Genomic DNA, 21,715 nt, shown 5'->3' on the forward strand with positions numbered 1-21,715 from the left:
TGCTATACCATAAAGTGATAAAATATCGCCATGTTACAAACGGAAATTGAAAAGAAACTTCAGTATATTAAAAATTTATCGTTTTTCAAAACTCTGGATGATGGACAGATAGGAAATATTTTAGAGATATCTATTATAAAAGAATACCCGAAGAATTCTATTCTATATTATGAAAATGATACTAAGAATAAAGTTTATTTTTTACTTAGCGGGCTTTTAAAAGTTTATAAAATAGATAAATACGAAAATGAAATTTTTCTTTATCATATATATGAAAACCATATGATATCTGAACTTACAACTATTGAAAATGATACCATATACTGCTTTTCAAATGCAGAGTTTGTAGAAGACAGCGTAATTCTAGAGATAGATTACGACAAGTTTAGAAATGATTTTTTATCTAAAGGGCTGTTAAATCATGAGTTTATAAAAGAGATTCTTCAAAAAAATTCTCAACTGCACTGTATAGTAAATAGAGAATTAGTATTTGATGCAACGGCAAAAGTTGCTTTTATGTTACATGATGATTTAAAAATTTTTAATTCAAAAAAGCGCCATGAAGTTTCTTTTATGCTTCATATTCAACCTGAAACACTTTCGCGTGTATTGAAAAAACTTTCAAGAAATTCTATTATTGAGATAGAAAATTCAAAAGTTATTATAAAAGATGAAAAAGCCCTAAAGAGAATATATATGGGGGATATAATAGATGGCTAAAAAGACAAAAATCAGTACCAAAATAAAAGTTCTCGGTGCATTACTGATGTTTCTGGTCGCGGCTATTGTTTCTACTACTATTTTTTTGAACAATCAAACATCCAAAGATGCATTAGTAGTAAACATCGTCGGTAAACAAAGAATGCTAACTCAAAAAATGGCAAAAAATATTTTTTATATACACTATACGGGAAGTAAAGATTTTTACGAACTTAATTCGGCCGTAGATGAGTTTATAGAAGGCTTAAGTACTTTGCAACACGGTGACAAGTCACGTGGAATTTCAGGAGTACCTACGCTAAAAATATCAAATCAACTTTTTGAAGTTAAAAAACTGTGGGAAAAATATTATGAAGATATTCAAAACTTCAAGATATTAAGCACAAATCCAAAAAGTGCAGTTTCAGATACCGAATTAAATGCCATTGTCTTACATATATATAAAACAAATCCTATTTTACTTGAAAATGTTGATAAACTTGTTACTTTTTATACCAATAACTCCGAAGATAAAATTAATAATATAAAGATAACCCAATACGTATTTTTATTTATTTTTGTATTGATTTTAATATATTCACTACTACAACTTCGCCTAATAGAATCTCACGTTGACAGCTTTATGAATTATTATAAAAAACTAATCAGCGGTGGGGATATTTCAAATCTCGAACCTATGCATTTTGAAGATGAAAATGAAGAGGAAATTGTAGAAGTTAGTCAAACTATAAACTGTTTCATAGAGAAAATAAACTCCGCTATGGCGTATTCTGACGAGGCTAGTAAAAAGCTGGAAAACTTAACCGAAGAATTTGATTCTATTATAGATGCTATGGGTGAATCATCTCTTAATTCAAATGAATTTTATGATTCTGAAGATATGATGATCGAATCATCCGAAGAGCTTATAAACGCTACAAGGAAACTTCAGAAATTAAAAAGTGAGCTAGAAAAACTCACTTTGGCTTGCAGACCAAATATTAATTAAATATTAAATTTTAAATATAGTTTCTTGACGCAGGTCATAGAATTATTTTTTTCGCACAGATAACATATGATTTGTTAAAGGACACATTAACAAAAAATTATCTTATAGGAGAAAATATGTCACTATCAAGAAGAGAGTTTCTTAAAAGTTCAGCAGCAGCATCTGCAGCGGCAGCAGTTGGTATGAGTGTACCGGCAGAGCTAGAAGCAGCAGCAAATAATGCTCAGAGCGATTGGAGATGGGACAAAGCAGCTTGTCGTTTCTGTGGTACAGGTTGTGGTATCATGATGGCTACAAAAAACGGTAAAATAGTTGCCGTTAAGGGAGATCCTGCAGCTCCGGTAAATCGTGGTCTTAACTGTATTAAAGGTTATTTTAATGCTAAGATTATGTATGGTGCGGACAGACTTACTAAACCTTTATTAAGAGTTGACGCAAACGGAAACTTTGATAAAAAAGGTAACTTTGCACCTGTTAGCTGGGAAAGAGCTTTTGATGAAATGGAGAAAAACATCAAAAAAGCACTTAAAGCAAGTGGACCGGAAGGTGTTGGTATTTTTGCATCTGGGCAATATACGATTATGGAAGGTTATGCAGCTCAAAAAGTTATGAAGGCCGGTCTTCGTTCAAACGCAATCGATCCAAATGCTCGTCACTGTATGGCATCTGCGGTTGTTGGTTTTTATCAAACATTTGGTGTTGATGAGCCTTCTGGTTGTTATGATGATATCGAGCTTACAGATACTGTTGTAGCATGGGGTTCAAATATGGCAGAAATGCACCCTATTTTATGGTCTCGTGTTACTGATAGAAAACTATCAGATCCTGAGCGCGTAAAAGTTGTATCTATCCAAACTTATACTCACCGTACATCAGATTTAGCTGATATCGAAATTATATTTTCACCAAATACAGACTTAGCTCTTTGGAACTATATCGCTCGTGAAATCGTTATGAGAGATGAAGCTGAAGGTATTATCGACTGGGATTTTGTTAAAAGACACATGATTTTCGCAGCTGGTCCTGTAAACATCGGTTACGGTATGAGAAGAGCGGGTGAAAAATCACTTAAAGAAGGTAAATACGATGCTAAAGAGATGGAAATCATCAATAAAGAGATGACTACTATCGTTTCTGAAAAAGAAGGACCTGCATTAGAGCCGTTTGGTTATAAAGCCGGTGATACTATGAAGCATACTGCAGGTACACTTGGTCACTGGGAAATCTCATTCCAAGAGTATAAAAAATCACTAGAACCTTATACACTAGACTATACAGCTAGAGTTGCTAAAGGTGACCCTGATGAGTCATTAGAAAGTTTTAAAGCTAAACTTCAAGCATTAGCTGACTTATATATTGAAAAAAATCGTAAAGTTGTATCTTTCTGGACTATGGGTATGAACCAACATACACGTGGTACTTGGGTAAATACATTATCTTATAATGTTCACTTTATGTTAAATAAACAAGCTAAACCGGGTTCTGGAGCATTTTCTTTAACTGGTCAACCTTCAGCTTGTGGTACTGCTCGTGAAGTTGGTACGTTTACACACCGTCTTCCAGCTGATATGATGGTAGCAAACCCTAAACACCGTGCAATTGCAGAGAAAAAATGGATGATTCCAGAAGGTACTCTAAACGGTGTAGGTAAACAACATATTATGGCTATCCACCGTGGTATTGAAGATGGTTTAATTAAATTTGCATGGGTTAACGTTTGTAATCCATACCAAGATTCTGCATCTGCTAAACACTGGATTAAAGCTGCACGTGAGATGGATAACTTTATCGTAACTTCCGATGGATACCCGGGTATCTCTGCGAAAGTATCTGATTTAATCCTTCCAACAGCTATGATTTATGAAAAATGGGGTGCTTACGGAAATGCCGAGCGTCGTACTCAACATTGGAGACAACAAGTACTACCTGTAGGTGACTCAATGAGTGATACTTGGCAATGGGTTGAGTTATCAAAACGTTTCAAAATTTCTGAAGTTTGGGGTGAATACGCACCAAGCGGTCCTCGTAAAAAAGCTCTTCCAAGCGTACTTGAAAAAGCTTATGCAATGGGTTATAACAAAGATACTACTTTATATGAAGTATTATTTGAAAACAAAGTTTCTAAAACTTATAAACTTGACCAAAACGATCCTATTCAGGCTGGTTATGACAATACAGAAGGTTATGGTGATAGCCGTGGTGTTATCGGTTCAGACGGTAAAGAATTTAAAGGTTACGGATTCTTCATCCAAAAATATCTTTGGGAAGAATATGCTGCGTTTACTCGTGGACACGGTCACGACCTTGCACCGTTTGATGTTTACCATAAAGTTCGTGGTCTTAAATGGCCGGTTGTTGACGGTAAAGAAACTCAGTGGAGATTTAATGCTAAATACGATCCTTATGCAGCAAAAGCTACTAGAGAAACAGGTAACTCACATGCATTCTACGGTACGTTAGCTAAAGCACTTCAATCTGGTACGCTTACAGGTAAAGATAAAGACTCTAAAAAAGTTAGCTTGAAAAACAAAGCCAAAATATTTGCACGTCCTTATATGGATCCACCGGAAATGCCGGATGCAGAATATCCAACTTGGTTATGTACAGGTCGTGTGCTAGAACACTGGCACTCAGGAACTATGACTATGCGTGTACCTGAACTGTATCGTGCGGTTCCAGAAGCACTTTGTTATATGCACCCTGAAGATGCTAAAAAATATAATGTTAAACAAGGTGGACTATGTTGGGTTGAATCTCGTCGCGGTAAAGTTAAAGCTCGTGTTGAAACTCGTGGTAGAAATAGACCTGCTCGTGGACTTGTTTTTGTTCCATGGTTTGATGAGAAAGTATTTATAAATAAAGTATGTTTAGATGCGACATGTCCAATGTCAAAACAAACAGACTTTAAAAAATGTGCGGTAAAAATTTACAAAGCATAATAGGGGGTGAACTGTATTGAGCAGTTTTAATCCTCAAAATGAGAAAAGAAAAATGAAAAACGAAGAATTTAGTGATAGAAGAAAATTTATTCTTAATATGGCAAGAGGTGTAGGTATTGCTTCTCTTGGCGGTTTTATATGGAGTGCATATGTTGATGAAGTTACGGCTTCTGAACTAACGCTTCGCCCGCCGGGTGCTTTAAAAGAAGAAGATTTTCTTAAAACCTGTATTAAATGCGGTTTATGTGTAGAGGCTTGTCCTTACGACACACTATTACTATCTAAACCGGGTGACAATAAACCTCTAGGGACACCGTATTTTATTCCTAGAGATATACCTTGTTACATGTGTCCAGATATCCCTTGTGTTCCGGTATGTCCTACCGGAGCATTAGATGAGCAAAGCGTAACGACTGATGGAAAGTTAGATATAAACGTAGCAGATATGGGTGTTGCAGTTGTAGATGATGAAAGTTGTATCGCGTTCTGGGGTATTCAATGTGATGCTTGTTATAGAGCATGCCCACTACTAGGTGAGGCAATTACAATTGAGTATGTAAGAAATGAACGTACGGGGAAACATAGTTTTATGCGTCCGGTAGTTCAAAATGATGTCTGTACAGGATGTGGTCTTTGTGAAAAAGCTTGTGTAACTGAAAAAGCTGCGATATATGTTCTTCCTCGTGAAGTTGCATTGGGTAAAGCCGGTGATTATTACATAAAAGGTTGGGATAAAAATGATGAAAAGCGTTTAGAAAATGCTTCTGAAATTAAAACAACAACCGAACTAAGTAAAAAATCAGCAGTAGATTCTTTAAATAGCGGTCTGGAGGATTTATACTAATGAGTACTCTTTGGAATAATTACAGATACCTATTTTTAAGAAGGTTTACACAAATTGGATTGATGTTACTATATTTTGGTGCCAATGCTTGGGGATGGACTATACTGCAAGGTAATTTAAGTTCATCATTAGTATTTGGAATTGTTCCGCTTAGCGATCCTTATGCTATGCTACAAATGTTAGCAGCAGGTGCTGTTCTTGCAACAGATTTACTAATAGGTGTTGCGATTATAACTGTAGTGTATATGTTAATCGGCGGACGTGCTTTTTGTTCTTGGGTATGCCCTATAAATATGATTACGGATGCAGCTGCCTATATAAGGGAAAAAGCAGGATTTAACAAAATCCAAAAAAGACAACCATCATCTAGAAATATGAGATACTGGACTTTTGGTATGGGTATTTTGATATCTGCACTAATGGGTATAACAGCCTTTGAGTTTATATCACCGATTTCTATGGTTCACAGAGGTATTGTTTTTGGTTTAGGCTTTGGTTGGGCAGCGATGCTTATAATTTTTCTTTTTGATTTATTTGTGTTAAAGAATGGTTGGTGTGGACATATTTGTCCTTTAGGTGGATTTTATTCACTTATAGGGAGATTTAGTCTCATTAGAGTACACCATAATGTAGATAATTGTACTGCATGTATGAAATGTAAAACTGTTTGCCCTGAAAAACAGGTCTTGCATATGATAGATAAAGAAAGCCTACCCGTAACTATGGGTGAATGTACAAACTGTGCTAGATGTATCGAAGTATGTGATGACGATGCTTTAGGTTTTTCAATTAGAGGTATGGCCTCAAAAAATTTAGAAAAAAATAATAAAACGGGAGAATAAAATGAAAATAATGAGTAAAATAACGATTGGTTTATTCACTGCAACACTTTTATTTGTTGGTTGTAACGACAGTGCAACTCCGGCAAGTGGAAATAAAGTTGCACCTACGGTGACTGAAAAGTCATTAGGTTTAAGAAAGACTGATTTATATTCGGAAAAAGCTGAAACGCAAGGTGATAAAACAAACTATAGCGAAGCTGCTTGTGGTAGCGGTTATAAAATCAACAGAGCATTCCAAGATGCTCCACCTATGATTCCACACGGTACAGAAGGTATGTTGCCGATTAAAATCGGAAACAATCAATGTACTGGATGTCATGAACCTGCAGTTGCAGTTTCAATGGGTGCTACACCTATTCCTAGATCACATTATACTAACTTTAGACCGACACACCATATTAGTGCTGACGGTGAAGACTTTAGTAAAAGTGTTGACAATATGAAAAACGAGGTATCTATCAAAACAGAAGATAGACTTCAAGGTGCTAGATTTAATTGTTCACAATGTCATGCTCCTCAGTCACAAGGTAAATTAGCTGTTGCAAATAATTTTGAACCTGATTACACTCAAAATGACGGTGCAAACAAATCTTCTTGGAATTCACAAGCAGATTTCATGTACGGTATCGACACTATTAAAGGTGACGGCGGTAAAGTAACTGCAGATGATATTGCAAATAAAGATTCTGCCGCAGGTAGCTTAGATAGTCACTAAGGAAAATTTTGGAAAGAAGAGAACTATTTTCCTCTATTGGAGCTTCACTAAAAGGTGAAGCCCCAGAGAAAAAAACTTCATTTTTAAGACCACCATACTTTAAAGATGAAGCTCTCTTTCGCAATGAGTGTCATAAGTGTACATCTAAATGCGACACTGTTTGTGAAGAAGAGATTATAAAAATATCAGAAGACGGAAGTCCATATATAGTATTTAACCAAAACGGTTGTACTTTTTGTGATGAATGTGTTAAAGCTTGTGAATTTGGTGTTTTAAATATTGAAGACAAGCAAAATATAAATGCTATAATAACAATAAACCAAGACAAATGTTTAAGTTGGAACCATACTATGTGTTTTTCGTGTAAAGATCCTTGTTTGGATAGGGCAATAGACTTTAAAGCTATGTTTATGGCTGAAATAAACGACAGATGCACATCTTGCGGTTTTTGTATAAACAGATGTCCCGTAGATGCAATAGAAGTAAAGGTTAAAAATGCGTAAAGTAATTTTATTTTTTCTAATACTAAGCAGTGTATATTCTGCACAAATAAAACCATCGGCCAAATTTGTGTCAAGCGGCGGAGTTGTTGATTTAATAACCAATAAAGACAAAATTTATAGTGCTACTTCTGCCGGAATTGTAGATATATTTGATATAAACACACAAAAAAAAGTAAAGAGTATAACGCTTCCTAAAATAAAAGATTTTATGGGTGATATGGTAGATGCAAAAATATACTCCGTAGATAAGATAGATGATAAGTTACTTATATTGTCACAAGGTTCAGGCGGTTACAGCAGAGCTTTTATATATGAAAATGAAAAACTGACTTCTATAATAGATGAGTCAAGTTATATGGCGATAATAAAAGCTAAATTTATAAATAAAAACACTATAGTATTTGGGCTTTTAAGCAATGAGATTATCTCTTTTGATATAAAAACAAAAAAGAGAAACTGGACAAATCAAGCAAGCGGCGCTAAATTTTCAAACCTAGTTATAAATGAAGATAAAAGTGAAATTGTTATCGCCGATGAGAGCGGTATTTTAAAAATCATGTCTGCTAAAGACGGAAAAATATTAAAAAAATTAAAAGGACAAAATTTAGATAATGTTTTTCAAGTAGATTATAAAAACGGAATTATTGCAACAGCCGGGCAAGATAGACGTGTAGTTATATATGCTACTAAATTTGATTCTGCATATTACAAAGAAGCAAACTTTTTAATATACAGTGTCGGTTTGTCTCCAAGCGGAAAACTTGCAGGATATTCAAGTGATGAAAATAATAACATTTCAGTCTTTAACACGATTACCAAAAGAAAAATCGGTACATATACAGACAACAAAATGACACTTACCAATATAGTATTTATAGATGAAAATCGTATGCTTGGAGCAAGTGACGATAAAACTATTAATCTTTATAAGATAAAATAAAACTAATTAAAGGATATAAAATGAATATTTCAAGTATAGTAGTTCAAACACTACCTAAATATTTAGACGAAGTTGTAGAGACTTTAAAAAACACTCCGGAGTGTGATTACCATCTGCATGATGAAAAAGGTCGTGTTATTGTTACAATAGAAGGAGAAGGCGTTGAGCAAGAGCTTAAAAAACTTCGTGTAATAGAAGCTATACCTCATGTTATTTCGGCAGATATGCAAATGGCTTATTCTGAAGATGAACTAGATGCACATATGCAGCAAATCGAAAACGGCGATGCCGTTCCTAAGATGTTAAACGATCATGACTTAAAACCTGAAGATATTATATACAACGGTGATTTAAAGAAAAAAGACCTAGAAGGTTTTGCAAGACAATTTGATAAAACAAAAAGATAATAAAGGAAATTTTTAGTGGCTGTAATTTTTGAAAGTAAAGTAATTCTAAATAAAGCAAGAGACGGTTGGGCAATAGAGCTTAAGGACACTGTTGACGAGAGAGTGGTTATTTGTAACGATATGAAAGAATATCAAGAACAGATAAAAGAACTCGGAGATGATTATGGTGGTAATATAGACAAAGTAAACTGGTCAAAAGATGATGACGTCCCACCTCACTTCATGGATGAAATACGTCAGGAAATGGCAAATATTCAAGCTGAAATAGAAGAGCAAATGGGTGAAAAACTTATCAAAGACGAGGATAAGAAATAATGCCCGTAGCTCACGCTATAAATACAGACACTTACCTAGACCCTATAGAGATAGAGGCACATTTAAAAAATGTAGAGTATGCAATACTTGCTACCCCCGCACCTAGTCACTTTAAAGATACACCTATTCAATTCACTATATTTTTAAATACTCAAGATAAATTTACGCAAGACATAAAAGATGCAATTTTAGATAAGTTTTGTGATGAGAATAATATTACCAATCCATCTGAAGTTATGAGTCAACTTATGCCTGTAGGTTTTGGAAAAAGTGAAGCTCAGGACACTCCGATGCCACTTCTTCTGATTAAGCCTGAGGATCAAATGTCAATACCCCATACAGTTATGCACGTAATAGATTTTTTAGGTGATTCCGATAATTTTTATGAGGCCAAAATAGAAGGTCTTACCGGCTGGTCTTACTCGTATGATGAGTAGTAAATAAAAGGAAAACTCCTTTTATTTGATACTTGTAACTTTATCAATATTGTTAAATATTGCTTCTACTCTTCCCTGCCATAATTTTTTAAACTCTTTTGCTTCTTCTTCACTTGCAAAATTCATAAGTAACTTTTGCATAAGCTCGCCTTGTTCGGGTTTAGGAGGCACAACACCTGGGTTATAAACAACCTCAACACTCTGCATTGTATCGTTTCTTATAAACTTAACGCTTGAATCTATCTCTGCATTAAAACTAACTAGTGAATGTCTTACATACTCGCCTGCTATACCTTTAAATCCAAGAGTTTTTGTAGCACCCGTAATTTGGCTCATTACATTTGCTATTACTCCGGCAACTCCTTCATTTTCATCTTCGGCAAACTCTATTAAAATCTCACCGCGAACAGGAAGTTCATCTTTATACAACTCTTTAAGTCCTACTAAACACATGATATATGCACCGGCTACCGTTGGACAAGAGTGACCTGCACTTTTTACAACATCTAAATAACTAAACTCGACTATACCGTCTTCAACACTTCCCAAAAAGTCTGCCAAATCATCTCTAAGCGTTATTGTTTGAACTTTATCAAAAAACTCAGGGTATTTCATATTATTTTCCTTTTAAACTTTCTATATCTTCAATAGTTTTTGCTATACCAAATGATAAGTTCTCATATCCGTTTTCAGTGATTAATATATCGTCTTCTATACGAATACCTATTCCACGATATTTTTTTGGTACATTTTTATCATCTGCATCTAGGTATATTCCCGGTTCTATTGTCAAAACCATACCTTTTGCCAAAACTATCTCTTTACCTTTTTCATCTTTGTACGGACAGCTGTCATGAACGTCTAATCCCATCCAATGTCCTATACCGTGTGGATAATAAGGTTTATATTTTTCATTTTTTATAAGCTTTTTAACATCACCTTTTAACACACCGAGTTCTATTAGTGCTTTTGTTATAGACTTAACCGCAACTTCTTGCAATTTTGTTCTTGTAACCCCGGGTGATATAGCTTCAAAAACTTCTTTTTGAGCTTTTAAAACTAAGTTATAAACCTTTTTTTGCTCATCCGTATATTTTCCGTTAACCGGTATAGTTCTTGTGATATCACTTGCGTAATATTCATATTCACAACCTGCGTCTAATAATATCAAATCACCGTCTTTTAAATATTGATTATTATCAATATAATGCAAAGTATTTGCATTATTTCCACCTGCTACTATAGATGTATATGCATCACTGTATGCACCGCGACTTTTAAATATATACTCTATATCAGCTTGCAGATGATACTCTTTTTTTTCACTTTTATTAAGTTTCATTACCTTTGTATGGGCTTCTTTTGTAATTTCAATAGCTTTTTTTATAAGTTTTATTTCTGCATCCGATTTAATCAGGCGCATCTTCTCAATTACTTTTGCTATATTTTTATGAACAGATAAACTTTTGGCATATCTTTTTAAAATTTTTACTTTTGAATAGTCAAGTTTAAAATCAAAATATAAACTGTTTTTACCTTCTAAAAAAATTTTGAACTTCTTTTCAAACTCATCTTTTGTATATACCTCATCAACTAAAAATTTTTTTTTAGCTTCCTCTTTACCCAGACGTTTACCGTTCCAAAGTTCTTGTGTTTTATCTTTTTTATTTACAAATAAAACTGATTTGTATTTTTTATTTTTTTTTATAAGAACTAAAATAGAGTTATCTTCTTTAAATCCACTCATATAATAAAAATTACTATCTTGTCTAAATGGATACTCCGTATCGTTTGAACGAGTTTTATAACTTGAACTAAATAATACCCCGACACTGTTTTTAGACATCTTAGATGCTAAATAATCTCTTCTTCTTTTGTATTCTTCTTCTTTTATCACTTACATCCCTCTATTAACCAAGCCGAGCTATCTTCAAGTACCTTTTTAAGCGCTAAATTCAATGCTTTTACTCCACCTTTTGCATCTAAACTTTTTGTTTTTATTTTTGATTTAAATGTTTTTGACAAAAGAACTTCATTTGTTTTAGAGTCTATTACTGTTAAGTTTATTTGAACTACTGCAAATGAGCTTTTTAAATCATTTGAATAATACTGCATAAAATCTTCTAAAGTACTCTCTATAATCAAATCACTTTTACTTCTAGATTTTACCTCTTGAACACTTTTATAAATATCTATATCCCTTAACATCTTTACAAGCTCTCTTGAAACTGAAAGGTTTGGATTATTTAACCAAGCAGATTCTGAGTATTCAAAAACTTTAGAATCTCCTTGCACGTAACTCATATCTTTTGACATCAAACTTGAACTTGTTAAAACAGAAGATACTTTTACACTTTTTGACTTACATTTTGTAGCTTCAAACTTATTTATATCTACGTTTGAAGCTACTTTATACTTTACGATTGTAGGTACGGAAGTGGAACAACTACTAAAAACAAGCACTAAAGTTAATAATATATATATCTTACTCATCTATTTTTCTCCCGGTCCTTTATTTATCTCTTGTGTCTTAAAAAGTATATCTCCCGGACTTTTTTCATACTGCTCCATAAGAGAGTCTAAGCTTATAATCAATTCTTGTAGCTCTAAAAGCGTAGAATTTAAACTTGGAATTACATCACTTGTTATCTCTTTTATATTAAAGTCACCGTTTGCAACGGATGCTTTAAATACATCCATGGACTCTCTTATCCCCATATAACTTTGCATGATAACTTTAAAGTTATTTGCTAGTTTATTTTCCCATGCGACACTATTATCTATAAAGTTTTCGATTTTTGGCATCATTGTGTTTATTTTTTGACTTGCATCGTCTATATTTTTCATACTGCTTTGAAAATGTTCAAGAGTTTTATCGTTTAACATCTTCTCTAACTTATCCATAAATTTTGCGGAACGGTTAAGTATAATCCCTATCTGTTTTTGATTTTCATCATTTAAAAGTTCCTGCGTACCGCTTAGTGTTTTTGAAAGATTTGTAGAGACACTGCCAAATGACTGCTCTATAGTTTCAAAAAAACTAGGGGTAGTTTTGATAACAGGATATTTTTCTTCACCGTTATTTTTTAATAATTCAGTACCGTTTTTACCCATTAACAAGTTAATATAACTAAGACCCGTAATACCTTGCGAAGTGAGTTTTGCTCTTGTAGTAGTTTTTATAGGTGTAGATTTTATTATAGTTACTACAACTTGAACTTGTTCGGAATTTTTGGGATTTATTTCTATACTTGTTACTTTACCAACATTGATGCCACGATATTTTACAGGAGCTTCCAAATTTAGTCCAAGTACAGATTCGTTAAAATATATATAATATTTTTTAATAGATTTTTCTTCCGAGGGTTGAAGCAACCAGTAAGAAAATATAACAATAAGTGCAAATCCGATTATTACCAATATACCGATAAGCGTATAATTAACTTTATTATTCACAGATTTGCCTTAAAAAATGTACGTATAAATTCACTTTTTTGATTTTTAATATTATCAAGTGAACCCTCATAAATAATTTTTTTATTATCTATTACGGCTATTTTATCTAATGTATCGTAAATAGACTTTAAATCATGAGATACCATCACTATAGTCAAACCCAAAAGTTCATGGAGTTTCAAAATAAGCGAATCAAAATCTCTGGCAGATATAGGATCTAATCCACTTGTCGGCTCATCTAAAAACAAAAGTTTAGGATCAAGTGCCAAGGCACGTGCAAGTGCAGCTTTTTTTTTCATTCCTCCTGATATTTGGGAAGGGAAAAGTTCACCGTCGGATTGTTTTAGTCCCACAAGGTTAATCTTAAATGCAACGATTTCATCTATCATTTTTTTATCTAAATCGGTATATTCTTCTAAACCAAGAGCTATATTTTCAGCAACACTCAAAGATGAAAAAAGTGCCCCTGCTTGAAATAAAACGCCCCATTGCCGTCTAAGAGATTGAGCCTGATCGTGAGTTATATTATTTAAATCATATCCAAGGACATTTATTGAACCGCGCGAGTATTTTTGAAGCATTACCATTTCACGTAAAAGTGTTGTTTTTCCGCATCCGCTTGGACCTAAAAGACCATATATATCACCTTTTTTTATATCTAGATTTAAATCTTCATGTATTAATCTCTCTCCAAATTTTGTCTCAACATTTTTTACACTGATAATACTCATTTTATATACCTAGATTTGTAAAAATTATGGAAAATACCGCATCACACATAATAACTGCAAATATTGATTCAACTACACTTTTTGTAGTATTGAACCCGATGCTTTGAGTATCGTCTTTTACAGCCATCCCTCTGTAAATCCCTATAGTTGCTATTAAAAATGCAAAAAACGGACCTTTAAAAATCCCTACGTAAAAATGTTTTATATCAATTGCTATCAAAAATCTATCTAAAAACATATTTACGGTAATATCCAAATCAACATTTGCTACAATCATTCCACCAACCATAGCCATAATATCCGAGAAAAATATTAGTATAGGCATCATAATCATAAGTGCAATAATTCTAGGCAATACCAAAAAAAGATATGGATCAAAACCCATTGTACGCATTGCATCTAATTCTTCAGTGATTTTCATAGCACCGATTTGAGCGGTATATGCACTACCGCTTCGTCCGGCTATTACTATTGCCGTAATAATCGGAGATAGTTCACGCAAAATCGATATTCCGAGCATATCTACTATAAATATACTAGCTCCGTAGGTTTTTAACTGGTATGCCCCTTGATAAGCTACTACAAGCCCTATTAAAAAACTTGTTAATGCTATAATACCAAAAGCTTTAATTGCACTTTCATTTATTTCAAAAGCAATCTCTTTATATCTTATCGATTTAAAATTATGTATTAAATTAAGTTTTGTAGAGAAGAGTTTTCCTAAAAAAGCAAAAAAATCTAATAAACCCATAAAATTTTCAAAAGACTCTTTACCTATATTTTCCAAAAAGTTTTTTTTTCTTTGTTTAACGGGTGTAGTTTTATCAGCATACTTATTCGCCAAATTAAGTGTATCTAAGAATTCTGATGAACTACAAATAAGATTATAAGAGATGTTATTTTTATTTAATTTTTGCATAAATATATTTAAAAATATAGATGCCGACGTATCTAAATAAGTAAGTGTATTTATATCTATATTTATATGTGTATATGAAGAAAGGTCGAGTGTATTAATCTTTTTTTCATAACCCGATATATTATACAAACTAAACTCACCTCTAAAAATAAAGGTGAGCTCATTACCGCTATGTGTTATATCTAGTTTTGCATCCATTATGCTAAAGAGTTAAAAATCTCTTTGTAAAAGTTTATCGGGTTTTAATATAGTTATGATTCTGTCTTTCTCTTTACCAACACCGTCTATTAAAGAATCTTCTGCATTAATAGTATCTGGTGCAGGTCCTATATTATCCTTTTTGATACGAAGTGCCATAGTCAGTCTATCTATAACAAATCCTGCCACTTCATCACCGTGTTTCATAACGATAAAGCGTGTCTCATCATTATGTTTTTGTTCACTCAAACCAAATTTTAAGCGCAAATCTATCAGTGGAATAACAGCTCCACGCATATTAAAAACACCTTTTACGTAAGGTGGAACTTGCGGTACACGTGTCCATGAAAAAGGTTTAATAATCTCTTGAATAGATAAAATAGGCACTGCGTATTCTTCATCACCTATAATAAATCCGACAAGTTGAACTATATCATCCAGTTGAGTTAAACTATCGTCCTGATTTTGCTGCGCATTTTGCTTGTTTATTACATCTTTTAATTTGTCACTCATGATAGGAACTCCGATTTAAAGTTTACGTTTCTTTGAACTACGCTTGATAAATAATCTGATGAATACGGTTTAGTAATATACTCAACCATTCCACTCTCTACACCACGCATACGGTCAGATTTACCAGTACGTGAAGTTACCGCAATAAGTGGTAGATTTTTATATCTGTTATATTTTTTAATCTCCGTAGCTAAAGTATATCCATCCATTCTCGGCATCTCGATATCAATTAGCATAGCATCAAAATTATGATCACCCTGCTTTAAGATATTTAACGCTTCTTGACCGTCACCCGCTTCTACGAGTGTTATTCCTAACGGTTCTATCGCTTTTCTCATAATTGTTCTATCTGTTTTTGAATCATCTACAATCATAACAGCATAGTCGCTTGCTTGTGTTTTTTCCTTAGAAGCCGCAGCTTCATTTTGAAGTGAAGCTTGGTTTACACTTGATTTTACATTTTTTGCCATCTCCATAAGTGCTACGACATCAACAATAAGCGTAACACCACCGTCACCACGAATGGTCGCACCCGCAATTCCGTCAATTCCTTTTAAGTATTCACCAAGAGATTTAATAACTATCTCTTCTTGACCGACAAGGGTATCAACAATTAGTCCGAGTTTTTGAGCACCAAGACCAAGGACCACTACGTATGCGTGTTCTCCACCGTCTATAATACGCTCAACTTCAAAAATATCTCCTATATGAACAAGCGATAAAACTTCATCACGAAGTCTCATAACACTTCTACCTTCAACCGTATATATCTCATCCGTTGAAATTCTAACAGTCTCCATAACCGAAGCAAGCGGAATTGCATAAGCTTCTTCTTGAACACCGACTAAAAGAGCTTGAATAATTGCAAGAGTTAGAGGTATTTTTAATTTTATAGATGTACCTGAACCTAGTTCAGAGTCTATATCTATTATACCGTTTAACTTTTCGATATTTGTTTTAACAACATCCATACCAACACCGCGACCACTTACGTTAGTCACTTGTGCAGCGGTTGAGAAACCTGGTTTAAAGATGAGAGCAAATGCTTCTTTATCAGACATCATGTCTGCTTCTTTTTCGGTAATAATCCCTTTTTCTATAGATTTGTCTTTTAACATATCTGCATCAAGACCTTTTCCGTCGTCATCTATCTGGATAACAATCTGATTACCTTCATTATAAGCTTTTAGCTTGATTGTACCCTGTTCATCTTTACCGGCAGCCAAACGAACATCAGGGTTTTCTATACCGTGGTCACATGAATTGCGAATAATATGTACTAACGGATCACCTATCTCCTCAACAATAGATTTATCAAGTTCAGTATCCTCACCTGATATTTCAAGTTCTATTTTTTTGTTTAATTCACGAGTTAAATCACGAATCATTCTTGGGAACTTATTAAATACTTTACCCACAGGTAGCATTCTTGTTTTCATAACCGCTATCTGCAAGTCAGTCGTAACAAGAGAAACTATAGATACTACCTGATTAAGTTCTTCTAAAAATTCTTCACCCTCATAACGTTCTTCGACATCATCATTAATTTTGATTAATCTATTTTTAGCAAGTACAAGTTCACCAATAAGATTCATTAAGTGGTCAAGTCTTTTAACATCCACACGGATAGTCTGTTCAACAGTTTGGGTTTTTTTAGCAGGAGCAGCTTTTGAAGAATCCTCTTTAAAATCTTCTTTTTTGGCAGAAGTATTTTTAGCTGCTACAGGTGCTGCAACCGGTTCAGGTATATCATTTTCCTCTTCAACTTCTTCAGGTGAAGGAGGAGCTTCAGGGACACTCTCACCTGAAGCGATTTTAGCCTCTCTTTTTGCTTTGTCTTCAGCTTGACGCTCGGCTAAAAGTCTTTCTATCTCAGCTTCAACATCCTCATCGCTCATATTTTCATAATCAGGTTCATCATCATTAGAAGACGAAGTTTCTTCAACAACTTCTTCTTGTTCTATCGGAGCGGCAGATGATTCAGGAGTTTCAACATTACCGTCCCCTCCGTCTATCTTATCTAATCTTGCCACACATTCGCTAACATCTACACCGGCATCGGTACTAGTATCGCGAATAGTTTCTAACAACTGTTTCATCAAATCAACTGATTCTAAAATAACGTCCATAACATCAGGCGTAATTACAAGTTCACCGTGTCTAGCTTTATTTAAGATATTTTCCATATGGTGTGTTAAATGGGTTAAAACATCCATATTTAAAAATGAAGAAGCACCCTTAACGGTATGTGCTACACGAAATATTCCGTTTAACAGTTCTAAATCTTCCGGATTTGACTCCAGTTCTACAAGGTCTTCATCCAGTTTTTCAACCAATTCAAAAGACTCAACTAAAAAGTCCTGCAGTATCTCTTGAAATTCATCCATATTTACACTCCTATTTCATATGTGCACGAACTATACGTGACACTTCATCATAAAATGCTCCGCCTTGGAACTTAACCAAATAAGCCTCACCACCGGCTTCTAAACCTCTGCCTTCACTAAAATGATCACTGATAGACGAGTTAAATACTATCGGTATATTTTTAAATCTTCCGTCTGATTTTGTATTTGCAGCAAAGTGAAAACCGTCCATACGAGGCATCTCAACATCGGAAATGATAATTTTTAGATTTCTATCTAAATTTTCTCCGTATGTATTATAAAGTTCGTCTAGTTTTCCAAGACCGTCCTCTCCGTCTATGGCTTCAATAACACTAAAGCCCATTTTTTCTAAGGCATCTTTAACTATTTTTCTAGCCGTAGCACTATCATCCAAAATAAGGGCTATACCGCTAAATTTTTCTTCATCGTCTGTTCTGTGCATAATATCATCAACATCAGGTTCATACAGACCAAGTTCTTGAACTACGCTTTCCAAGTCAAGTATAAGAAGTACACTGTCGTCTTCTATTTTAGTAACACCCGTAATCTTACTACCGTCAAGCTCACCGCTACCGCTTGCAAATGAAGCAGGCTCGATATCATTCCAATTTATACGTCTAATACGCTTTGCATCATGGACTATGAATCCAATAAGCACATTATTAAACTCCGTAATAATAACGCGGGCATTCTTTTCAGCCTCTTCAGGTTCGCTAACTCCCATCCACTTAGCTAAATTTACTACAGGTATTACTACATCGCGCAGATCAAATATACCTTCTATAAATTCAGGAGTACCGGGTAATTCCGTTAATTTCGGCATTTTGATAATTTCACGGACTTTTGAAACGTTTATTCCATATATCCCTTCATATATATCATCATCCTGCTGTTTGAATATACGAAAATCAACGAGCTCCATCTCATTTGAGCCAACTTTTAGTGAATCATCATTCATCATATTTTTTAGTCCCCCAAGTATTTATTGCTATGCAATAACTCTTTGTTAGCAAATCTTACAATAAAATATCTTTGATTGCAAGCAAAAGCTGCTAAGTTTATATAGTGAAATTTTTCAAACTCTATCTTCTTATTTTGATGGAAATGTCCTTCAATAAAATACTCACATTCAAACTTTTCATCGAGTCTGTTTTTAATTATCTTTTCAAAATTTTCTATTGTATTACAATCATCTTTTTTATCTAAATAAAAATCCAATTTTTTTAATATGATGTTATTAAAAATTATATTTATAATATTTAAAACAAAAAGTACAAATCTGTTTCTAATAACAGCCGTATATACTTTATATCCCGTATTTGACGCAAAATCTCCGTGTGCCAAATATGTTTTTTTCCCATTTGTTACACATTCAACAGGCTGCTGGGATATTTTAAATACTTTTGCATTTTTAAATACTTTTTTTAGGTTAAAATCATGATTTCCTTCTAAATAAATAAGTTCTATATCTTTGGAAATCTCATTTAAAATATCTACCAATTCCTGATTTCTTTTTACAGTCCTGTTAATACCGCCAAATAATAAATCAAACATATCACCCATCAAAATAAGTTGAGTAGGTTTTAATTTTTTATTTTGAATATCTTTGAAAAAATTTAGAAGCTCAAGGCGTTTGCGTGAGTAATGTGCATCCGAGACTATAAATGCACCCTCTTTTATCTCAATCACTTATTAACCTTTAAGGTACATAAGCGATGATAGGTAATGCTAAATCCTCATCCAATCCGCACATAAGATTTGCATTTGCAACTGCTTGAGATGATGAGCCGCGAAGGATATTATCTACGGCACTGTTTACATAAAGCTTATTACCTTTTTTTTGTGCATATATATCGCAAAAATTTGTCCCACTACATGATTTTATATCTACGGGTTTATCAAATATTCTTACAAAAGGTTCATCTTTATAAAACTCTTTTAGCACGGCTATCGGATCTATATCTTCATTTAAAAGCATATATGCATCTATAAGCTCACCACGGGTTGCAGGGATTAAGTGCGGTACAAAATTGATATCAAAGTCTTTAGAACTTTGTTGAAAAAGCTTCTCTTTTATCTCCGGTTCATGTCTGTGGTTTAATACCTTATATGCAAATATATTTTCGTTGATGCTTATATAGTGTGTTGATTCATTACATTTTTTACCAGCACCGCTAACACCGCTTTTTGCATCTATGAAAATTGGAAAGTTTTCATCTATATATTTGGTAAAAGGAATCAATCCAAGAATAGATGCAGTAGGATAACAACCGGGATTTGCTACAAGTGAGCTTTTTTTAATATCTTCACGGTAAAGTTCAGGCAAACCGTAAACTGCCTGACTTAGATGCTCTTTATCTTCATGTGGACAATAGTGTTTCTCGTAAGTTTCCAGTTCAAGTCTATAATCGGCTGATAAATCAACGATTTTCACACCGTTATTTATCAAATCTTTTGCAAAACCCATAGATGCCTGATGCGGAAGTGCTAAAAAAACAAGTTCACATCTTTTTTCAATCTCTTTCGTATCAGCTTTTTCAACACTGCAGGAAAACACGTCTTTCAAAGACGGATGCAATATATCCAGCTCAGTATCGCCCGTACTTGTTGCAACATAGTTTATATTAAAAATAGGATGGTTTATAAGTATTTTTATTAATTCTATACCTGTATAACCACTGGCTCCAACCACTCCGACATTAATGTGTTTCAAAAACTATCTCCTGATATCTAACCTCTAATATCTCCAACTCTTTTTCACCGCCTGGAAGACGAACTTTAAAGTCATCTCCTTCTTCTTTTCCCAAAAGTTGTTTAGCTAGAGGCGATGAAAATGAAATAAGCCCCATCTCCGGATTAGATTCACTACCGCCGACGATAGTGTAAGTCATCTCTTCTCCACTGTCTAAATCCTCTAAAACTACTGTTGAACCAAAAGATACACGAGAATGTTCCAGCTCACTCGGATCTACTATCTGTGCATTACCGATTATTTCAGCTAGTTCAGCTAAACGGTTGTCTATATTTTTTTGGTCCTCTTTTGCGGCATGATATTCGGCATTTTCTTTTAAATCCCCTTGTTCCACCGCTTCTTCAATAGCCTTAACAACTGCAGGGCGTTTAACTTCTTTTAATTCTTTTACTTCTGCTTGTAGTTTGTTATATCCAAACAGTGTCATAGGTTCAACTTTTTGCATCTTAATACTTTCTCAATTATTTTTTTAGTTTATGATTATATCAAATTTTATGAAGAAGAGATAAATCAAATCTTATAGTTTCATCTTTACACTCTATGGTAATAATACAGGCTTTTTTTGAGATACTTTTTGCATCTATAACTTTGTCTAAAAGTTTTGTACTTTCTTTTGTTATAGGATCATATGCATAAAGTGTTTGTGCATCTATATAAAATACACGTCCGCCGCCGCATCCGTCACCGACTATACCCTCACATGCAAGTTTATCCTCAAAACCAGCTATCATCTAAACAATCTTCTTTCGCTTCTTTTGTAAATTCTTTATATTCTGTTGAATTTTTATCTAAAAGTTTATACTCATCGTATGTATATTCTTTAAATATAGCCTCATCGACGCACTTACATGTTTTTGTATCATTTGCATCTACGCAGGTAGAGATAAGCTCTGATTTTTGAGACTCCTCCCAGCCAAAGTAGCTTTTATAGTACGGATACAGTACCCAGATGGCAAAACCTATAGTTAGTACAATATTTGTAATATACTCTTTTTTCTTAGTCTCTTTGTATTTTTTTATATCGTAAGAGATTAAAAGTAAAAAAACTATCTCCAAACCTATATTAAACCAGTCGCTATCTAAAAAATCAAACAATCGTTTCCTTTATA

General features: G+C 33.7%; 25 protein-coding genes. 11 read left to right on the plus strand and 14 right to left on the minus strand.

Annotated features, from left to right (window positions below; genetic code table 11):
* The first annotated feature begins 30 nt into the window (after positions 1-30).
* The 11 genes from FJR48_RS08320 (at position 31) to FJR48_RS08370 (ending at position 9,650) form a co-directional block, all read left to right on the plus strand.
* Positions 31-720 carry a Crp/Fnr family transcriptional regulator gene (locus FJR48_RS08320; protein WP_152307683.1) on the plus strand — a complete coding sequence of 230 codons (690 nt, stop codon included), beginning with the start codon at positions 31-33 and terminating at the stop codon, positions 718-720.
* Positions 713-1,708 (plus strand): type IV pili methyl-accepting chemotaxis transducer N-terminal domain-containing protein, encoded by a 996-nt coding sequence (locus FJR48_RS08325; protein WP_152307684.1) that lies wholly within the window; start codon positions 713-715, stop codon positions 1,706-1,708. The genes FJR48_RS08320 and FJR48_RS08325 overlap by 8 nt, the downstream gene beginning before the upstream one ends.
* Before the next feature lie 116 nt (positions 1,709-1,824).
* Positions 1,825-4,647 (plus strand): nitrate reductase catalytic subunit NapA, encoded by a 2,823-nt coding sequence (gene napA / locus FJR48_RS08330; protein ID WP_152307685.1) that lies wholly within the window; start codon positions 1,825-1,827, stop codon positions 4,645-4,647.
* A 52-nt stretch (positions 4,648-4,699) separates the two neighbouring features.
* A complete protein-coding gene (gene napG / locus FJR48_RS08335) occupies positions 4,700-5,491 on the plus strand; it encodes a ferredoxin-type protein NapG (RefSeq protein ID WP_152308413.1) in 792 nt (263 codons plus the stop codon).
* Complete coding sequence (gene napH, locus FJR48_RS08340) at positions 5,491-6,333, plus strand: quinol dehydrogenase ferredoxin subunit NapH (RefSeq protein WP_152307686.1); 843 nt, start codon at positions 5,491-5,493, stop codon at positions 6,331-6,333. The genes napG and napH overlap by 1 nt, the downstream gene beginning before the upstream one ends.
* Before the next feature lies 1 nt (position 6,334).
* On the plus strand, positions 6,335-7,048 hold the full coding sequence (locus FJR48_RS08345) for a nitrate reductase cytochrome c-type subunit (RefSeq protein ID WP_152307687.1): 714 nt from the start codon (positions 6,335-6,337) through the stop codon (positions 7,046-7,048).
* An 8-nt stretch (positions 7,049-7,056) separates the two neighbouring features.
* Entirely contained in the window at positions 7,057-7,551 is a 495-nt protein-coding gene (locus FJR48_RS08350) for a ferredoxin-type protein NapF (RefSeq protein WP_152307688.1), read from the plus strand.
* Positions 7,544-8,491 carry a WD40 repeat domain-containing protein gene (locus FJR48_RS08355; RefSeq protein ID WP_152307689.1) on the plus strand — a complete coding sequence of 316 codons (948 nt, stop codon included), beginning with the start codon at positions 7,544-7,546 and terminating at the stop codon, positions 8,489-8,491. Before FJR48_RS08350 ends, FJR48_RS08355 begins: the two co-directional genes overlap by 8 nt.
* 20 nt (positions 8,492-8,511) lie before the next feature.
* The gene (locus FJR48_RS08360; protein WP_152307690.1) at positions 8,512-8,898 is read left to right on the plus strand and encodes a chaperone NapD; all 387 of its coding nucleotides are present in this window, start codon (positions 8,512-8,514) and stop codon (positions 8,896-8,898) included.
* A gap of 15 nt (positions 8,899-8,913) precedes the next feature.
* Positions 8,914-9,213: a hypothetical protein gene (locus tag FJR48_RS08365; protein ID WP_152307691.1), complete on the plus strand. Its 300-nt coding sequence runs from the start codon at positions 8,914-8,916 to the stop codon at positions 9,211-9,213.
* Positions 9,213-9,650 carry a hypothetical protein gene (locus FJR48_RS08370; protein ID WP_152307692.1) on the plus strand — a complete coding sequence of 146 codons (438 nt, stop codon included), beginning with the start codon at positions 9,213-9,215 and terminating at the stop codon, positions 9,648-9,650. The genes FJR48_RS08365 and FJR48_RS08370 overlap by 1 nt, the downstream gene beginning before the upstream one ends.
* 21 nt (positions 9,651-9,671) lie before the next feature.
* Here FJR48_RS08370 and FJR48_RS08375 read toward each other — a convergent pair whose 3' ends face one another.
* From FJR48_RS08375 to FJR48_RS08440, 14 genes are read right to left on the minus strand one after another with little or no spacing between them, the layout of a single operon-like run.
* Positions 9,672-10,265 carry an FmdE family protein gene (locus FJR48_RS08375; RefSeq protein WP_152307693.1) on the minus strand — a complete coding sequence of 198 codons (594 nt, stop codon included), beginning with the start codon at positions 10,263-10,265 and terminating at the stop codon, positions 9,672-9,674.
* A 1-nt stretch (position 10,266) separates the two neighbouring features.
* Entirely contained in the window at positions 10,267-11,547 is a 1,281-nt protein-coding gene (locus tag FJR48_RS08380; RefSeq protein WP_152307694.1) for an aminopeptidase P N-terminal domain-containing protein, read from the minus strand.
* The gene (locus tag FJR48_RS08385; RefSeq protein WP_152307695.1) at positions 11,544-12,143 is read right to left on the minus strand and encodes an ABC-type transport auxiliary lipoprotein family protein; all 600 of its coding nucleotides are present in this window, start codon (positions 12,141-12,143) and stop codon (positions 11,544-11,546) included. Before FJR48_RS08385 ends, FJR48_RS08380 begins: the two co-directional genes overlap by 4 nt.
* Positions 12,144-13,106, minus strand: coding sequence for an MlaD family protein (locus tag FJR48_RS08390; protein WP_241856040.1), 963 nt, complete (start codon positions 13,104-13,106; stop codon positions 12,144-12,146). It abuts the gene before it with no gap.
* Positions 13,103-13,837 carry an ABC transporter ATP-binding protein gene (locus FJR48_RS08395; RefSeq protein ID WP_152307696.1) on the minus strand — a complete coding sequence of 245 codons (735 nt, stop codon included), beginning with the start codon at positions 13,835-13,837 and terminating at the stop codon, positions 13,103-13,105. Before FJR48_RS08395 ends, FJR48_RS08390 begins: the two co-directional genes overlap by 4 nt.
* Before the next feature lies 1 nt (position 13,838).
* A complete protein-coding gene (locus FJR48_RS08400) occupies positions 13,839-14,954 on the minus strand; it encodes an MlaE family ABC transporter permease (protein WP_152307697.1) in 1,116 nt (371 codons plus the stop codon).
* A gap of 12 nt (positions 14,955-14,966) precedes the next feature.
* Entirely contained in the window at positions 14,967-15,467 is a 501-nt protein-coding gene (locus FJR48_RS08405) for a chemotaxis protein CheW (RefSeq protein WP_152307698.1), read from the minus strand.
* Positions 15,464-17,854, minus strand: a complete 2,391-nt coding sequence (locus tag FJR48_RS08410) for a hybrid sensor histidine kinase/response regulator (protein ID WP_152307699.1) — start codon at positions 17,852-17,854, stop codon at positions 15,464-15,466. The genes FJR48_RS08405 and FJR48_RS08410 overlap by 4 nt, the downstream gene beginning before the upstream one ends.
* A gap of 10 nt (positions 17,855-17,864) precedes the next feature.
* On the minus strand, positions 17,865-18,815 hold the full coding sequence (locus FJR48_RS08415) for a chemotaxis protein (protein WP_152307700.1): 951 nt from the start codon (positions 18,813-18,815) through the stop codon (positions 17,865-17,867).
* A gap of 5 nt (positions 18,816-18,820) precedes the next feature.
* Positions 18,821-19,543 carry a UDP-2,3-diacylglucosamine diphosphatase gene (locus FJR48_RS08420; protein ID WP_152307701.1) on the minus strand — a complete coding sequence of 241 codons (723 nt, stop codon included), beginning with the start codon at positions 19,541-19,543 and terminating at the stop codon, positions 18,821-18,823.
* 10 nt (positions 19,544-19,553) lie between these two features.
* The gene (gene argC / locus FJR48_RS08425; protein WP_188108564.1) at positions 19,554-20,567 is read right to left on the minus strand and encodes an N-acetyl-gamma-glutamyl-phosphate reductase; all 1,014 of its coding nucleotides are present in this window, start codon (positions 20,565-20,567) and stop codon (positions 19,554-19,556) included.
* A complete protein-coding gene (gene greA / locus FJR48_RS08430) occupies positions 20,554-21,051 on the minus strand; it encodes a transcription elongation factor GreA (RefSeq protein WP_152307702.1) in 498 nt (165 codons plus the stop codon). The genes argC and greA overlap by 14 nt, the downstream gene beginning before the upstream one ends.
* A 40-nt stretch (positions 21,052-21,091) precedes the next feature.
* Positions 21,092-21,337 (minus strand): thiamine biosynthesis protein ThiF, encoded by a 246-nt coding sequence (locus tag FJR48_RS08435; protein ID WP_152307703.1) that lies wholly within the window; start codon positions 21,335-21,337, stop codon positions 21,092-21,094.
* Entirely contained in the window at positions 21,321-21,701 is a 381-nt protein-coding gene (locus FJR48_RS08440; protein WP_152307704.1) for a hypothetical protein, read from the minus strand. Before FJR48_RS08440 ends, FJR48_RS08435 begins: the two co-directional genes overlap by 17 nt.
* Positions 21,702-21,715: the final 14 nt, after the last annotated feature.

This window comes from Sulfurimonas lithotrophica (assembly GCF_009258225.1).
In the GTDB taxonomy this organism is placed as follows: Bacteria; Campylobacterota; Campylobacteria; order Campylobacterales; family Sulfurimonadaceae; genus Sulfurimonas; species Sulfurimonas lithotrophica.

Excerpts from the sequence above, each read along its gene's own strand:
- FJR48_RS08375 (WP_152307693.1), bottom strand. The coding sequence starts at position 10,265 with ATGAAATACCCTGAGTTTTTTGATAAAGTTCAAACAATAACGCTTAGA.
- FJR48_RS08415 (WP_152307700.1), bottom strand. The coding sequence starts at position 18,815 with ATGATGAATGATGATTCACTAAAAGTTGGCTCAAATGAGATGGAGCTC.
- FJR48_RS08355 (WP_152307689.1), top strand. The coding sequence starts at position 7,544 with ATGCGTAAAGTAATTTTATTTTTTCTAATACTAAGCAGTGTATATTCT.
- FJR48_RS08360 (WP_152307690.1), top strand. The coding sequence starts at position 8,512 with ATGAATATTTCAAGTATAGTAGTTCAAACACTACCTAAATATTTAGAC.
- FJR48_RS08320 (WP_152307683.1), top strand. The coding sequence starts at position 31 with ATGTTACAAACGGAAATTGAAAAGAAACTTCAGTATATTAAAAATTTA.
- napG (WP_152308413.1), top strand. The coding sequence starts at position 4,700 with ATGAAAAACGAAGAATTTAGTGATAGAAGAAAATTTATTCTTAATATG.
- FJR48_RS08400 (WP_152307697.1), bottom strand. The coding sequence starts at position 14,954 with ATGGATGCAAAACTAGATATAACACATAGCGGTAATGAGCTCACCTTT.
- FJR48_RS08435 (WP_152307703.1), bottom strand. The coding sequence starts at position 21,337 with ATGATAGCTGGTTTTGAGGATAAACTTGCATGTGAGGGTATAGTCGGT.
- FJR48_RS08405 (WP_152307698.1), bottom strand. The coding sequence starts at position 15,467 with ATGAGTGACAAATTAAAAGATGTAATAAACAAGCAAAATGCGCAGCAA.
- FJR48_RS08395 (WP_152307696.1), bottom strand. The coding sequence starts at position 13,837 with ATGAGTATTATCAGTGTAAAAAATGTTGAGACAAAATTTGGAGAGAGA.
- FJR48_RS08325 (WP_152307684.1), top strand. The coding sequence starts at position 713 with ATGGCTAAAAAGACAAAAATCAGTACCAAAATAAAAGTTCTCGGTGCA.
- napA (WP_152307685.1), top strand. The coding sequence starts at position 1,825 with ATGTCACTATCAAGAAGAGAGTTTCTTAAAAGTTCAGCAGCAGCATCT.
- FJR48_RS08385 (WP_152307695.1), bottom strand. The coding sequence starts at position 12,143 with ATGAGTAAGATATATATATTATTAACTTTAGTGCTTGTTTTTAGTAGT.
- FJR48_RS08370 (WP_152307692.1), top strand. The coding sequence starts at position 9,213 with ATGCCCGTAGCTCACGCTATAAATACAGACACTTACCTAGACCCTATA.
- FJR48_RS08410 (WP_152307699.1), bottom strand. The coding sequence starts at position 17,854 with ATGGATGAATTTCAAGAGATACTGCAGGACTTTTTAGTTGAGTCTTTT.
- FJR48_RS08345 (WP_152307687.1), top strand. The coding sequence starts at position 6,335 with ATGAAAATAATGAGTAAAATAACGATTGGTTTATTCACTGCAACACTT.
- greA (WP_152307702.1), bottom strand. The coding sequence starts at position 21,051 with ATGCAAAAAGTTGAACCTATGACACTGTTTGGATATAACAAACTACAA.
- napH (WP_152307686.1), top strand. The coding sequence starts at position 5,491 with ATGAGTACTCTTTGGAATAATTACAGATACCTATTTTTAAGAAGGTTT.